General features: G+C 72.4%; 14 protein-coding genes. 5 read left to right on the top strand and 9 right to left on the bottom strand.

Annotation, left to right across the window (positions count from 1 at the left end):
* Window positions 1-29: 29 nt before the first annotated feature.
* Window positions 30-317 (top strand): MSMEG_0570 family nitrogen starvation response protein, encoded by a 288-nt coding sequence (locus tag LRS14_RS19430; protein WP_232315289.1) that lies wholly within the window; start codon window positions 30-32, stop codon window positions 315-317.
* 5 nt (window positions 318-322) lie between these two features.
* Entirely contained in the window at window positions 323-1,693 is a 1,371-nt protein-coding gene (locus LRS14_RS19425) for an MSMEG_0569 family flavin-dependent oxidoreductase (protein WP_257800721.1), read from the top strand.
* 10 nt (window positions 1,694-1,703) lie between these two features.
* On the opposite strand, the gene LRS14_RS19420 is transcribed toward LRS14_RS19425, so the two are convergent.
* Genes LRS14_RS19420 through LRS14_RS19410 form a run of 3 tightly spaced genes read right to left on the bottom strand, consistent with a single transcriptional unit; the run spans window position 1,704 to window position 5,451 of the window.
* Window positions 1,704-2,681: a tripartite tricarboxylate transporter substrate binding protein gene (locus tag LRS14_RS19420; protein WP_257800720.1), complete on the bottom strand. Its 978-nt coding sequence runs from the start codon at window positions 2,679-2,681 to the stop codon at window positions 1,704-1,706.
* Window positions 2,678-3,874, bottom strand: a complete 1,197-nt coding sequence (locus tag LRS14_RS19415; RefSeq protein WP_046111943.1) for an acyl-CoA dehydrogenase family protein — start codon at window positions 3,872-3,874, stop codon at window positions 2,678-2,680. The genes LRS14_RS19420 and LRS14_RS19415 overlap by 4 nt, the downstream gene beginning before the upstream one ends.
* An 11-nt stretch (window positions 3,875-3,885) precedes the next feature.
* Window positions 3,886-5,451: an AMP-binding protein gene (locus LRS14_RS19410; RefSeq protein ID WP_257800719.1), complete on the bottom strand. Its 1,566-nt coding sequence runs from the start codon at window positions 5,449-5,451 to the stop codon at window positions 3,886-3,888.
* A 108-nt stretch (window positions 5,452-5,559) separates the two neighbouring features.
* Here LRS14_RS19410 and LRS14_RS19405 point away from each other — a divergent pair, with 108 nt between their 5' ends.
* Window positions 5,560-6,453: a LysR family transcriptional regulator gene (locus LRS14_RS19405; protein ID WP_046111945.1), complete on the top strand. Its 894-nt coding sequence runs from the start codon at window positions 5,560-5,562 to the stop codon at window positions 6,451-6,453.
* Between the two features lie 5 nt (window positions 6,454-6,458).
* Here LRS14_RS19405 and LRS14_RS19400 read toward each other — a convergent pair whose 3' ends face one another.
* Complete coding sequence (locus tag LRS14_RS19400; protein WP_046111946.1) at window positions 6,459-7,547, bottom strand: lipid A deacylase LpxR family protein; 1,089 nt, start codon at window positions 7,545-7,547, stop codon at window positions 6,459-6,461.
* A 165-nt stretch (window positions 7,548-7,712) separates the two neighbouring features.
* On the opposite strand from LRS14_RS19400, the gene LRS14_RS19395 reads away from it, so the two are divergent.
* Window positions 7,713-8,078 (top strand): DUF1330 domain-containing protein, encoded by a 366-nt coding sequence (locus LRS14_RS19395; protein ID WP_257800718.1) that lies wholly within the window; start codon window positions 7,713-7,715, stop codon window positions 8,076-8,078.
* Here the strand turns inward: LRS14_RS19395 and LRS14_RS19390 are convergent.
* From LRS14_RS19390 to LRS14_RS19380, 3 genes are read right to left on the bottom strand one after another with little or no spacing between them, the layout of a single operon-like run.
* Window positions 8,039-8,581, bottom strand: a complete 543-nt coding sequence (locus LRS14_RS19390; RefSeq protein ID WP_257800717.1) for a DUF4256 domain-containing protein — start codon at window positions 8,579-8,581, stop codon at window positions 8,039-8,041. The genes LRS14_RS19395 and LRS14_RS19390 overlap by 40 nt on opposite strands.
* Window positions 8,582-8,590: 9 nt before the next feature.
* Window positions 8,591-9,013, bottom strand: a complete 423-nt coding sequence (gene trxC, locus LRS14_RS19385; protein WP_257800716.1) for a thioredoxin TrxC — start codon at window positions 9,011-9,013, stop codon at window positions 8,591-8,593.
* Between the two features lie 46 nt (window positions 9,014-9,059).
* A complete protein-coding gene (locus LRS14_RS19380; RefSeq protein ID WP_046111949.1) occupies window positions 9,060-9,794 on the bottom strand; it encodes a Crp/Fnr family transcriptional regulator in 735 nt (244 codons plus the stop codon).
* A gap of 171 nt (window positions 9,795-9,965) precedes the next feature.
* Between LRS14_RS19380 and LRS14_RS19375 the strand changes: the two genes are divergently transcribed.
* Window positions 9,966-11,600, top strand: a complete 1,635-nt coding sequence (locus LRS14_RS19375; RefSeq protein ID WP_257800714.1) for a tannase/feruloyl esterase family alpha/beta hydrolase — start codon at window positions 9,966-9,968, stop codon at window positions 11,598-11,600.
* Here LRS14_RS19375 and LRS14_RS19370 read toward each other — a convergent pair.
* Complete coding sequence (locus LRS14_RS19370) at window positions 11,579-13,240, bottom strand: FAD-dependent monooxygenase (RefSeq protein WP_257800713.1); 1,662 nt, start codon at window positions 13,238-13,240, stop codon at window positions 11,579-11,581. The genes LRS14_RS19375 and LRS14_RS19370 overlap by 22 nt on opposite strands.
* Before the next feature lie 17 nt (window positions 13,241-13,257).
* Window positions 13,258-14,253: a tripartite tricarboxylate transporter substrate binding protein gene (locus tag LRS14_RS19365; RefSeq protein WP_257800712.1), complete on the bottom strand. Its 996-nt coding sequence runs from the start codon at window positions 14,251-14,253 to the stop codon at window positions 13,258-13,260.
* Between the last annotated feature and the right edge of the window lie 27 nt (window positions 14,254-14,280).

Raw genomic sequence — 14,280 nt, 5'->3', positions numbered from 1 at the left:
TGTACCGATCTTTCCTGCAAGGAGACCGCATGCCCGCCATGCACTACCAGCTGCGCTGGCCCGATGCCAGCGAGACCACCTGCTATTCCCCTTCGCTGGTGATCAAGGACTACTTCCAGCCCGGCGCGCAGTACCCGCTGCCCGACTTCCTGCAGCGGGTGCGCGAGGCCACGCAGATCGCCTCCGACCGCGTGGCCGCGAAGTACGGCTTTGCCTGCTCGATGGCGGCCGACCAGCTCGACACCATCGAGGCCACCGCCGCCCGCTTTGCCGACCGTCCCGACGCCCGGGTGCAGGTCGTCGCCTTCCAGGAGTGACGAGCATGACCCGCACCCACGAACACCATGCCGTCGTCATCGTCGGCGGCGGACAGGCCGGCCTGTCGATGAGTGCCTGCCTGCAGCAGGCCGGCATCGGCCACGTGGTGTTCGAGAAGCACACCGCCCTGCATGTGTGGCAGAGCCGCCGCTGGGACAACTTCTGCCTGGTGACGCCCAACTGGCAGTGCGACCTGCCGGGCCACCCCTATGCCGGCGACGATCCGCACGGCTTCATGAAGAAGGACGAGATCGTGGCGTACCTGGCCGCCTTCCGGCGCAAGGTGGCGCCGCCGCTGCGCGAGGGCGTGGCGGTGCGCCTGGTCAAGCCGCGGCCGCAGGGCGGCTATGACGTGCAGTACAGCGTGGGCACCGACACCGCGCTGCGGCACTGCACCGCCGACCAGGTGGTGGTGGCCTCGGGCGGCTACCACCTGCCCATCGTGCCGCGCATGGCCGAGCGGCTGCCCGCGGGCCTGAAGCAGCTGCACTCCGAGCAGTACCGCAATGCGGCCGAGCTGCCGCCCGGCGCGGTGCTGGTGGTGGGCTCGGGACAGAGCGGCGCGCAGATCGCCGAGGACCTGCACCTGGCCGGCCGCCAGGTGGTGCTGGCGGTGGGCGAGGCACCCCGCTGCGCCCGCTTCTACCGCGGCCGCGACGTGGTGGACTGGCTGGCCGACATGGGCTACTACGAGATGCCGGTGGGCCAGCATCCGCTGCGCGAAGGCGTGCGCGACAACACCAACCACTACGTGACCGGCCGCGACGGCGGGCGCGACATCGACCTGCGCCGCTTCGCGCTGCAGGGCATGCAGCTCCATGGCGCGCTGGAAGGCGTGGACAGCGCAGTCGATGGCGCGGTGACGCTGCGCTTCAAGCCGGGCCTGGCGGCCGTGCTGGACAAGGCCGACGCCATCTACAACGGCATCAACGCCAGCATTGACCAGTACATCGAGCGCCAGGGCATCGAGGCCCCGCCGCCCAGCCGCTACGAGCCGGTGTGGGTGCCGCCGGAAGAACGCACCACGCTCGACCTGCAGGCCGCCGGCATCGGCAGCGTGGTGTGGTGCATCGGCTTCGCGCCCGACTTCTCCTGGCTGGACGCGCCGGTGTTCAATGGCCGCGGACAGCCGCAGCACGAGCGCGGCGTCACCGCCCTGCCCGGCCTGTACTTCCTGGGCCTGCCGTGGCTGCACACCTGGGGCTCGGGCCGCTTCTCCGGCGTGGCGCGGGATGCGCGGCACCTGGCCGAGGTGATCGCCGCCGAGCAGGAACGGCGCGGCAGCGACGGCGCGCCGGCCGCCCGCGTGGCCCGCACCGTGGCCAGCGGCGCCTCGGGCAACGGCTCGGTGGGGCCGCGCACGCCGGGGCAGTGAACCCGCCCGCTCACTCCGGCTGCAGACCCGCGGCCGCCAGCATCTGCTCCGCATGCGCCAGCTCGGCGCGCAGGGCCTCGGTGTATTCGGCCGGGGTGCTGGGCGCCACGGCGCCGCCCAGGGCTTCGATGCGGGCGCGGGTCTCGGGCTGGGCCAGCACCGTGCGCAGGCTGTCGCTCAGCAGCTTGACGATGGCCGGCGGCGTGCCGGCGGGCACCGACAGGCCGCCGATGGAGGTGAGCGACACCGGCACGCCGGCTTCCGCCAGCGTGGGCACCTCGGGCAGGCGCGGATGGCGCTGCGCCGCGCTCACCGCCAGCGGCACCAGGCGCTGGCTCTGCAGGTGCGGCAGCGCCACCGAGGTGATGGCCAGCGTGAAGTCCACCTGCCGCGCGATCACCGCATTGGTGGACTCGGTGGCGCCCTTGTAGGGAATGTGGGTAGCGCTGATGCCGGCCGCGCGCAGCATCAGGGCCGCGCCCAGGTGCGCGGGCGAGCCGATGCCGCCACTGGCGTACATCAGCTGCCCGGGCTGCTTGCGCGCCCGCTCCACCAGCTGCTGCACCGTGCTGAAGCCGCTGCCGGCATGGGTGACCAGCGTGAGGTCGGACACGCCGATGCGGCCCACATGCTCGAAGTCCTTCATCACGTCGAAGCCCGGCCTCTTGTACATGCGCATGCTGGTGGCCATCGGCGAGCCGGAATACACCCAGGTGTAGCCATCGGGCGCCGCACGCGCGGCCGTCTGCGCACCCAGGTTGCCGGCCGCGCCAGGCTTGTTCTCCACCACGATGTTCTGCTTGAGCAGCGTGCCCATGGCCTCGGCCACCACCCGCACCGTGTTGTCCGGCGAGGTGCCGGCCAGGTAGGGCACCACCCAGCGGATGGGCCGCGAGGGGTAGCGCTCCTGCGCGGTGGCGGCCGTGCCCGCCAGCAGGGCCAGGGCCCCGGCGGCCAGGCGCCGGATGGTGCGGTTCATCGTCGTCATGTCGTCGTCTCCTCTTGTCTTGGCGCCAGCAGCTCGCGGGCGATGGTGTTGCGCTGGATCTCGCTGGTGCCGGTGAGCACCCGGTACATGCGCAGCATGCGGAACAGGAACTCCACCCGGCTGCCCTGCACGATGCCCTCGCCGCCCAGCACCTGCACCGCGCGGTCGGCGATGCGGAAGGCCGCCTCCGAGCAGAACAGCTTGGCCATCGAGGCCTCGCCGCGGGCATCGGCATCGTGCTCCAGCCGGCGGGCCACGCCGAGCATCAGCGCCCGCGCAGCGGCCAGGTCGGTGGCCATGTCGGCCAGCAGGTGCTGCACCGCCTGGAAGCCGGCGATGGGCTGGCCGAACTGCCGGCGCCGCAGCGCATGGGCGCAGGCGTCCTGCAGCGCCAGCCGGGCCAGGCCCAGCATGGCCGGGCAATGCAGCAGCCGGTTGACGGTGATGCGGCCCAGCGCCAGCGCCAGGCCGCGGCCACGCTCGCCCAGCTGGTTGGCCGCCGGGATGCGGCAGTCCTCCAGGTGGATGTTGCCGGTGTGAGACTGGCCGGCCATCGTCCTGTAGCCGGCCTCCACCCGGAAGCCCGGCCGCTCGCGTTCGACCAGGAAGGCCGTGGTCTCGCGGCGTAGAGGATCGTCCCCCGTGGCCGCGATCACGATGGCCATGTCGCAGAACGGCGCACCGGAGATGAAGCGCTTGACGCCATTGAGCACGAAGCCGTCGCCATCGGGCTTGGCGCGGGTCTGCACCGCGCCGGCATCGGAGCCGGCCTCCGGCTCGGTGATGGCGAAGCAGATGGCCTTCTCGGCCCGCGCCACCGGCAGCACCAGCCGCTCCATCTGCTCGGGCGTGGCGCTGCGCACCAGCGCACCCAGCCGCGGCGGGCCGGAGAGTTCGCCCAGCACATGCGGCGCGAAAGGCGATCCGGTGGCGTAGATGGCCTCCTTGATCAGCGCATGGTCGTGCAGGCCGAAGCCAGCGCCGCCCAGCGCGCCTGGCAGGGTCATGCCGTAGAAGCCGCGCTGGTGCGACAGCTTCCACACCTGCTGCAGCAGCGGCCGCGGCGCGCCGTTGTCATGGCTGATGCGGTGCTCGCGGGCCAGCGGGTCCAGCTCGTCATGGATGAAGGCCTGCACCCGGCGGATGAAGTCGGCCGCAGCCCCGGTGCCTTCGAAGAAGGTGTCCTGTTGCATGGCGGGCCTCGTCAGTTCACGCGCCGTTGCCGGCCTTGCCAGTAGGGCTCGCGCACGTCCTTGCGCGAGAGCTTGCCGTTGCCGTTGCGCGGCAGCGCGGCCACGAAGTCGATGCTGCGGGGGCGCTTGAAGCCGGCCAGCCGGCTGTCGCAGAAGTCCATCAGCGCCTGCGCATCGGCGGCCTGGCCTTCGCGCAGCACCACCACCGCCTTCACCGCCTCGCCCCAGTGCTCGTCGGGCACGCCGATCACGCAGGCCTCGTACACCGCCGGATGCTGGGCCAGCACCGATTCCACCTCGCGCGGATAGACGTTGAAGCCGCCCGACACCAGCATCTCCTTCCTGCGGTCGACGATGTGGATGTAGCCCTCGGCATCCACCCGAGCCAGGTCGCCGGTGCGCAGCCAGCCGTCCTCGCCCAGCACCTCGCGGGTGAGTTCGGGCGCCCGCCAGTAGCCGGCGAACACGTCGGGCCCGCGCACGCAGATCTCGCCGATGGCCTCGCCTTCCACCGGCTGGCCGGCCTCGTCGAGCACCTGCACGTCGGCCTCGCCCAGCGCGCGGCCGCAGGCCTGCAGCAGCTCCGGCCGCTCGCCGGACATGGCCCGTGCGTGGTCGGCGATGGACAGGCCCACCACGCCGCCGGTGGTCTCGGCCGCGCCGTAGCCCTGCGCCAGCACCGGCCCGAAGGCGGCCCAGGCCTCGCGGATGCGGGCCGGCGACATCGGCGCGGCGCCGTAGCTCAGCAGCCGCAGGCTGGAGAGGTCGCGGTCCTTCAGCGTGGGCTCGGCCAGCAGCGCATGGATCATGGCCGGCACGAAGAAGCCCATCGTCACCCGGTGCCGCTCGATGGCCTGCAGGATCTCTGCCGGCTGGAAGCGGTCCATCAGCAGCACGGTGGCGCCCTGGAACAGCATCGGCTGGATGAACATGCCGCTGGCGTGGGTGATGGGGCCGCACAGCATCAGCACGTCGCCGGGGCCGGCCTGCATGCGGCCCATGATGACCTTGCGCAGCGAGGCGAAGCGGTTGCCCACGGTCTGCATTGCGGCCTTGAGCTTGCCGGTGGAGCCCGAGGTGTAGTGCAGCACCGCCAGCTCGTCGGCACGCATCGCCTCGCGCAGCGGGGTGGCGGGCTGGGCGGCCAGCAGGGCCTCGTAGTCGGCCCAGCCCTCGGGGCGCGAGGCTCCGTCCAGCGCGATGAAGCGGCGCAGCCCCGGCACCGATTCGGCGATGTCCTGCACCATGGCCCGGTGCTGCGGGCCGGCGATGCAGGCCGCGGGCTCGGCATTGGCCAGTGCGTCGGCCAGCTCCGCCGGCGCCAGCCGGGCGTTGAGCGCCACCTTCACCAGGCCCAGCTTGTAGAGCGCGCATTCCAGCTCCACGATCTCGGGCCGGTTGGGCGAGACGATGGCCACGCGGTCGCCACGCTGGAGGCCCAGCGCCCGCAGCGCATGGGCCAGCCGGTTGGAGCGCTCCTCCAGCGCGCGGTAGCTGAGCACGCTGCTGCCGAACAGCACGGCGGGCCGCTCGGGCCAGAAGCGCGCGCTGCGCGCCAGGTAGGTACCGAAGTTCATCGTCTTGTCTCCATCTGCTGGCAACCAGTCTAGGCAGCGGTTCATGCAGTTTGGATAATCGAACCGTGCGGTGTGATAACGCTGCGGAATCAACGGAAGCGCCCCGGTATGGCCCTGCGACTGGACGACATCGACTACTTCCTGGCCGTGGCCCGCCACCGGCAGGTGCGCCGCGCCGCGCTGGAGCTGGCGGTCTCGCAGCCGGCGGTCACCAAGGGCATCCAGCGGCTGGAGGCGGAGCTGGGGTTCCCTCTCTTCATCCGCAGCCGGCGCGGCATGGAGCTCACCGCGGCGTCGGCCCGCTTCCACGAGCGCCTGGCCACGCTGCGCGGCAGCCTGGGCGAGGCCATCAAGGAAGCCGCCGACCTGCACCTGGGCGAGCTGGGCACGCTGCATGTGGGCGTGTCGCCGCTGTATGCCAATCAGCTCTTCGTGCCGGCCTGCGTGCGGCTGAACCAGGAGCGGCCGGCCGCGCGGGTGTCGGTGCTCATCCACCTGAACGACACGCTGCTGACGGCGCTGCGCCGCGGCGACATCGACCTCAGCATCAATGCGCTGCCGGCCGAGCTGCCCGACGACCTGCAGGCGGTGCCGCTGATGGCCGACGACCTGTGCATGGTGGTGCGCGAGGGCCATCCGCTGCTGTCGCGCCGGCGGGTGCGGCTGAAGGACCTGGCGCAGGCGCAGTGGATGCTGCCCGGCCTGGCGGTGGCCGCGCGCCGTGCGGTGGAAGGCCGGCTGGCCGAGGCCGGCCTGCCGCCGCCGCGGGTGGTGGTGGAGGTCAACAACACCGCGGGCCAGCTGCTGGACCTGGTGCGCCACAGCGACCTGGTCTCGCTGATGAGCCAGGCGATGCTGGCCACGCCGGCCGGTGCCGGGGTGGTGGCGCTGCCGATGGCCGAGGCCCGCATCCGCCGCGAGATCGGCATCGTGATGCGGGCCGGCAGCCGGCTGCCGCCGCTGGGCGCCCGCCTGGTGGAGATCCTGACCGGCGCCGCCTGAGCCGGCTACAGCGCCCGGCTCAGCACGATGCTGCCGAACACCGGCCGCTGGCGCTGGCCCTCGAACTCATGGCTGCGGTGGTAGCGCGCCAGGGCCAGGCGCCAGGGGCCGTTCTGCAACACCAGGCCGTAGCTCACCTCGCCGACGAAGGGCCGGCGCTGCACGCTCTGGCTGCGGTGGAACACGTTGCCGTCCAGCGTGAGGTCGTGCGCCACCCAGCGCAGGTCGGTGCCGGCGAAGACATGGCCGGCCCAGCCCGGGCGTCGCCAGGCCCCCGGCTGGCGCGCCGGCGCGGTGCCCAGCGAGCCGGCCCAGGTGGGCACGCTGCCGAAGTCGTCGGGCAGCCGCGTGCCCCAGCGCCACTGCGCACCGGCCAGCGCGCCGGTGTTCAGCGTGCCCAGGCTGGCGCCCAGCCGGGCCACGGTGTCCCAGCCGGCGCGGTCGCTGCCGGCGTCGTCGGAAGCCGGTCCGCGCCGCGCCCACTCGCGCTGCAGCTGCAGCACCGGCTCGTCGCGCAGCTGGTTGCGCCAGCCATTGAAGCGGCGGGAGCCGGTGATCCTGTGCACCAGCCGCTGCACCTCCTCGCCGCGTGCGGAAGGTCCCACCCAGCCCAGCAGCAGCGTGCTGGTTTCCAGCAGCGGGCCGCTGCGGCCCTGGTAGCTCAGCGCGGCGGCCAGCACCGCGGCATAGGGCCGGTCCTCGGGGATGGGATCGCTGCGCTCGTTGTCGCCGGGCGTGAGGATGGCCTGCCCCGCGTCCAGCACCAGGTTGCGCTGCTCGGCCTGGCGCGGCTGCAGCCAGCGCAGGCCGCGGTTGAGCTGCCGCACGAAGCCGGGCAGGCAGTCGTCATCGGTGAAGCTGGTGAGGTTGGCCGACACCAGCGTGAACAGCGCGCCGTTGCTGTAGCCCTCGTCGCGCCCGCCCAGCAGGTCGTTGTCGATGCGCAGGTGCAGCTGGGGTGCGCCGGTGGCCGGCTGGCTGCGGCAGGCGGCGGTGTCGTCGGATTCGGCCGCCGCGGCCAGGGTCGCGGCCGACAGCAGGACAAGGCCCAGCATCGGCCGCCAGGCCGAGCGGGTTCGGAACGTTGGAGGCATGCAAGCTCCGTGGTGGCAACCGCGCGGCTGTGGCAAGCACTGCGCCCGCGCCGCCGTTCAGGCCGGCGGCGCCGCGGCCGGTCGTTGACCTGCCAGGTCATCGACGCCAGCACCCGCAAGCGGCACAGTGCGGGCACGCACATGCCTCGATACGAAGGAGTCCCCATGCCCGCATTTGCCATCGCCCACCTGCAGGACGTGCAGTTCGGCGAAGACATCGTCCGCTACCTCCAGGCGGTGGACGACACCTTCCAGCCCCATGGCGGGCGCTTCCGCAGCCACGGCAAGCGGCCCGAGGTGCTGGAAGGCGACTGGCCCGGCGACGTGGTGGTGGTGGAGTTTCCGGACCTGGCGGCGGCCCGCGCCTGGTACCACTCGTCGGCCTACCAGGCCATCCTGCCGCTGCGGCTGCGCCATTCGCGCGGCGACGTCATCCTGCTGGACGGCGTGCCCGACGGCTACCGCGCCACCGAGCTGCTGCGCACACCCGATCAGACCGACAGCAGCCCGCGGAAGCCGCGCACCGCGTAGTAGGACTGCGCGCCGTTGTGATAGACGAAGCTGCGGCCATAGCGATGGTCGCCGAACAGCGCGCCGCCCTGCGCCCGCAGCGCCGGCGGCGTGAGCAGCCAGCTGGAGGTCTTGGTGTCCACCGGGCCCAGCGCCTGCAGCGCCAGGTACTGCGCCTCGGTCAGCAGCGTCAGGCCCATCTCGGCCGCCATCTCCACCGCGCTGTGCGCCGGCCGGTGCTCCTTGCGCGCCTGCAGGCCCTGCAGGTCGTAGCACAGGCTGCGGCGGCCGGACGGGCTCTCGGCCGCGCAATCGCAGAAGGTGAGCATGCCGCTGGCGGCATCCTGCGCGATCACGTCGGGCTCGCCGCCGGTGGCCTCCATCGCCGCCAGCGTGCGCAGCGCCGCGGGCCGGGCCTGCAGCCGCACCTGCACATCGGCCCAGGCGATGCCGGCATGGCGGTGGCCATGCTGCTCGAAGCGCTGCTGCAGCGTCTGCAGCAGCTGGGCGTCGGCCGGCTTCATGCGGTGGCCTCAGGCGCCATGGGCCTGCACCCAGGCCACGATGTCGGCGGCCGACAGCGCGCCGGCCTGGCGCGCCACCTCGCGGCCGCCGCGGAACAGCGCCAGCGTGGGGATGCTGCGGATCTGCAGCCGGCCGGCGGTCTGCGGCGCGGCCTCGGTGTCCACCTTGGCGAAGCGCACCAGCGGCAGCCGCCGCGCGGCCTCGGCGAACTGCGGCGCCATCACCCGGCAGGGGCCGCACCAGGCGGCCCAGAAGTCCACCACCACCGGCAGCTCGGTGCCTTGCACATGGCGCTCGAAGCTGCCGTCGTCCAGCGCCACCGGCGCGGCCGGCAGCAGCGGCGCGCCGCACACGCCGCACAGCGGCTGCTCGGCCAGTCGGTCTTCGGGCACGCGGTTCCTGCGGGTGCAGGCAGGGCAGACGAGTTGCATCGGCCCATTCTGCACAACACCGGCCACCGGGCCGCAGCCCTCGCCGTCAGGCCGCTGCGCCGGCGGGGGCATGGCCGGGGCTGCCGCGCACGGCGGCCTGCAGCCCGGCGACGTCCAGCACCTCGATGCCGCCATAGCGCATCGCCACCAGGCCGCGCGCTTCCAGCTCATGCAGCGCGCGCCCGGTCACCTGGCGCGACAGCCCGCACAGCCGCGCGATCTCCTCCTGCGACAGCCGCAGCGCGCCGGTCACCGGCGTGCACAGCGCGGGGTTCACCAACTCGCACAGGCACACCGCCACCTGCGAGGTGGTGGTCTGGATGCGGTGGCTTTCCACCACCGCCAGGAACTGCCCGAGGCGCGCATTCAGCTGCCGCACCAGGAACTGGTTGAAGCCCAGGCTGGTCTCGCACAGCCAGTCGAAGGTGGCCGAGGGCATCAGCGCCAGCCAGCTGTCCTGCAGCGCCACCACCTCGTAGGGCCGGCGCTCGTGCTTGAGCATCGAGCCCTCGCCCAGCCAGCCACCCGAGGGCACGCCGCTCAGGGTGGTGGAGCGGCCATCCGCCGACAGGCCGTCCACCTTGACCATGCCTTCCAGCACGCCGATCCAGTGGCGGGCCGGGGTGCCCTTGGCGCTGACCACCTCGCCGGCCGAGCGGCGGGTGAGCAGCGTCTCCCGCTGGGCGCGCTGCCATTGCTGCGGCGTCAAGCAGGCCACCCAGGGGGCCTGTGCCAGCAGTTCGACCGGTGCCGCTTTGACTTCCTGCAAGGTCTTGTCCATGCACGACGGGGCTGCCGACATTAGGCCGCGCACCGGCACATGCAACCGGGAAAACACGCTCAGGGAAAGCACGCATCGGACACCGGGCCGATTGGTAGGCACTGGACATTCTGCGCAGCACCCCGGTGCCAGACTGGCCCGGCCCATCACCAAGAGGCCGAGGAGACACAGATGCACCACCGCAGCCGTTCGCCGCTGGAAACCCACGCCGCCCTGCCCCTGCCCCGGCTCCGGCAGCCCCGGATGCTGCGGGCAGCCACCGCCGCCGCCCTGGCCTGCTGCCTGCTCGGCCTGGCCGCCTGCAACAGCGACGACGACGACGATGACGACGACACGCCCGCACCGGTGGCCACCGCCGAGCAGGCCTGCGCGGCACTGTCGGGCAAGACGGTGGCCGGCGCCACCGTGGCCAGCGCCGCCACCGTGGCGGCCAGCGGCGTGGCACCGCTGTACTGCAAGGTGACCGCCACCATCGCGCCGCAGCTCAACCTGGAGATGCGGCTGCCGCAGCAGTGGAACGGCAAGCTCTACTACGGCGGCGGTGGCGGCTACAACGGCAGCATTCCCACCCTGCAAGGCGGCAACCTCACCGCGCTGCAGGCGGGCTATGCCACGGTCAACAGCGACTCGGGCCATGCGGGCAACGTGCTGTCGGCCGACTTCGCGCTCAACGACACGCAGGCGGCCAACCTGTTCGGCTCGCTGTCGGTGCCCACGGTGATGTCGTCGGCGCGCGAGATGCTGCAGTCGGCCTACGGCAAGCTGCCGGAGCGCGCGTACTTCGAAGGCTGCTCCAACGGCGGGCGCGAGGCGCTGATGGCCGCGCAGCGCAACCCCAACCTGTTCGACGGCATCATCGCCCGCGCACCGGCCTACAACTGGGTGGGCTTCATGGGACAGTTCAACCGCACGGCCAAGGCGCTGGCGGCGCCGGGTGGCCAGTTCAACGCGGCCAAGCTGGGCCTGCTGGCGCAATCGGTGCGCCAGGCCTGCGATGCCAACGACGGCCTCGCCGACGGCATCGTCTCCCATCCGCAGGCCTGCAGCTTCGACCCCGCGGTGCTGCGCTGCGCGGGTGGCGCCGACACCGGCGACACCTGCCTGTCGGATGCGCAACTGGCCACGGTGGCCTCGTGGACCTCCCCGGCCTCCTGGGCGGGCGGCACCTACACCAACGCCGGCTGGGCCTTGACCGGCAACGAGGACGATGCCGGCGCCTGGCCCGCCTGGGTGACCGGCGGCGGCACGGTGCAGGCGGCGCTGCAGTACCTGTTCCAGGACACCACGGTGAAGAACTACCTGGCCCGCGACCGCGGCCAGGACTCGCTGGCCTACACCTGGGACGGCAACCTCAACGGGCTGTATGCGCTGTCGGCGCTGAACGACGCCACCAACACCGACCTGCGGCCCTTCAAGGCCAGCAATGCCAAGCTCATCCTGTGGCACGGCGGCAATGATTCGGCGCTGAGCTACAAGGCCACCACCGCCTACTACCAGGGCGCGGTGGCCGCGGTGGGCGGGCAGGCGGCCGCCGACGACTTCATGCGCTACTACATCGCGCCCGGGGTGAACCACTGCGCCGGTGGCCCCGGTGCCGACCAGGCGGACCTGCTGGCCGCGCTGGACGCCTGGGTGGTGGGCGGCACCGCGCCCGGCACGCTCACCGCCACCCGGCAGGCCAGCGGCAGCACGGCCGGCTTCACCCGGCCGCTGTGCCGCCATCCGCAGTACGCGCGCTACACCGGCCCGGCCAACGATGCGGCGGCGGCCGCGCTCGCCAGCAACTACACCTGCACCACGCCCTGAGCCGGCGCGCGGGCCGGCAGTCCTGCGGCCCGCGACAGCACCTGGCCGGCCAGCGCGCCCGAAGCCTCGGCGGGCTGGCCCACCCAGGCGACGAACTGGTCGGGCCGCACCAGCACCAGCGGCGCGCCGTAGCGGCGGTGCTCGCCTTCGGCTGCGGCCTGCACCACCGTCAAGGGCAGGCCCAGCGCGGCGGCTGCGCCGAGGAAGGCCTGCACCGCATCGGCGGTCGCCTCGCCCTCGAAGGCCAGCAGCGAGAAGCCCGGGCCCAGCGCCTCGAACACGTTGCCGCCGGACGGCAGCACCGCCGGCGCCAGGTGGTGCCCCGGCCGCGCCTCGAACTGGTGGCGGCCCATGGCGCTGGGCCCGCGGCCTTCGCCGCCCCACACCACCGGCGAGCCTTCGTAGTGCGGCTCGAAGGCATGCACCTCGCCCACCGCGCCCTGCGCCCGCGCCTGCCAGGCGGCCTCGAAGGCGGGCAGGTCGCGCGCCGGATCATGCTGTTCCAGGAACTGGCGGTCGGTCTCGATGGAGCGGGCGATGAAGTCGCGCATGGTGGAGGCGAACACCGGGCGGCGCTCGCCGTCGTAGGAGTCGAGCAGCGGCTCGCCGCCCCAGCCCTGCAGCAGCGCCGCCAGCTTCCAGCCCAGGTTGCGTGCATCCTCCAGGCCGGAGTTGACGCCATAGCCGCCATAGGGCGGATGGCTGTGGGCCGCATCGCCGGCCACGAAGACACGGCCTTGGCGGTAGCGGTCGGCCAGCATGAAGCGCAGGTCCCAGAAGCCGATGTGCTGGAACTCGATGTCGAAGGGCGCGCCCACCGCCTCCTGCAGGTAGGCCGCGAAATCGAAGTTGTCCTTGGTGGTGCCGGGCGGCACCGGCGCATGGAAGAACCAGGTGCTGCCCAGGTCCACCCGGCCGAAGAACTTCCAGTAGCCCTGCAGCTCCGGCTGCAGCACGTTGTAGTAGGACTTGCCGGGATAACGCTGCAGCAGCTCATGCAGCCCGTGCGAGCGGAACACCAGCAGCACCATCATCCGGTCGTGGTCGGTGCGGGTCTGGGTGATGCCGGCCTGCTCCCGCACCAGCGAGCGTGCGCCGTCGCAGCCCACCACGTAGGCACAGCGCAGCGTGCGCTCGCCGCCGCTGCCATCGCGCTGGCCGAGCACCACCGAGGCACCGTCGGCGTGCTGGTCCACCGCCTTGGCCTCCCAGCCGTACAGCGCCTGCACCGAGGGCAGCTGCGCCACCCGCTGGCGCAGCACCGCCTCGGTGGCGTACTGCGGCAGCCGTTCGTTGCCGGTGAAGTAGTAAGGCCGCACCAGGTCGCGCTGCAGCCAGTCGTAGGTGTGCGGGCCCAGCAGCGTGCCGTGCGCCGTCAGGCCGCCGATGCCGTATTCCGCGGGGATGGTGCGCGCGGCACGCAGCTGCTTCTCGGCCCCCCAGAAATGGAAGTGCTCCATCGTGCGCTGCGTCAGGTTCTGGCCCTTGGGGATGGGCTGCGGCTGCGCGTAGCGCTCCGCCACCACGGTGCGCACGCCGCGCTGTCCCAGCTCGATGGCCAGGCCCATGCCCACCGGGCCGCCGCCGACGATGACCACCTCGGCGTCCTGCACGCCGGCCGTGCTTGCTTGCTCGTTCATGTCGTGTCCTGTGCGGCTCATTCGGCGGTGATGCCCTGGGCCTTGATGAGGTCGGACCACCGCTTCGCATCGGCCACCACCAGCTTGCGGAAGGCATCGGGCGTGGCATGGGCCGGCGTCATGCCCTGCGTCTCGAAGGCCTTGGCGATGGCGGGCGCGGCCAGCACCTCGCGCAGCTCGGCATTGAGGCGGTCGACGATGGCGCGCGGCGTGGCCGCCGGCGCGAAAACGCCGTACCACATGTCCACGTCCAGGTCGCCCAGCTTCAGGCTGTTGAGCGTGGGCACCTCCGGCAGCAGCGGATGCGGCGCACTGGAGCTGATGGCCAGCGCCTTGAGCTTGCCGGCCTTCACATGCTGCAGCGCCACGTGGATGGGCAGGAACATCACGTCGATCTGGCCCGCCAGCAGGTCGGTGACCGCCGGCGCCGTGCCGCGGTAGCTGATGAGCGTGAGCGAGATGCGCGCCCGGTTCTTCAGCAGCTCCATCGCCAGGTGGTGCGGCGTGCCGGCGCCCGGCGAGCCGTAGTTGAGCGCGCCCGGCCTGGCCTTGGCCCGCGCCATCAGCTCCGGCAAGGTGGCGATGTTGGCGTTCTCGCCGGCCACCAGCAGCAGCTGGCCCCAGCTCGTCTGGCTCACCGGCTGCAGGTCGGTCAGCGGATTGAAGCCCAGCTTGGGATACAGCGCCATGTTCATCACCAGCGTGTTCACGCTCACCAGCAAGGTGGCGCCGTCCGGTGCGGCGCGCACCACCTCCTGCGTGCCGATGCTGCCCGAGGCGCCCGCCTTGTTGTCCACGAAGAAGGGGCGCTTCAGCCGCTCCGACAGGGGCGGCGCGATCTGCCGGGCGATCAGGTCGATGCCGGTGCCGGGGGTGAAGGGCACCACCAGGCGCACCGGCCCGTCGCCGCCGGTCTGCGCCTGCGCCCCGGGCACCGCTGCCGCGGCGAGCACGCCCAGCAGCAGGCGCCTGCGCTGGAACGAGGGTGGTGGCAAGGGCGTGGCGAGGCTCATGGGGCATGTCTCCTTTGGTGTTGGTCG

Source organism: Aquincola sp. J276 (genome assembly GCF_024700035.1).
In the GTDB taxonomy this organism is placed as follows: Bacteria; Pseudomonadota; Gammaproteobacteria; order Burkholderiales; family Burkholderiaceae_C; genus Aquincola; species Aquincola tertiaricarbonis.
This window is presented reverse-complemented; position numbering and strand designations above follow the sequence as displayed.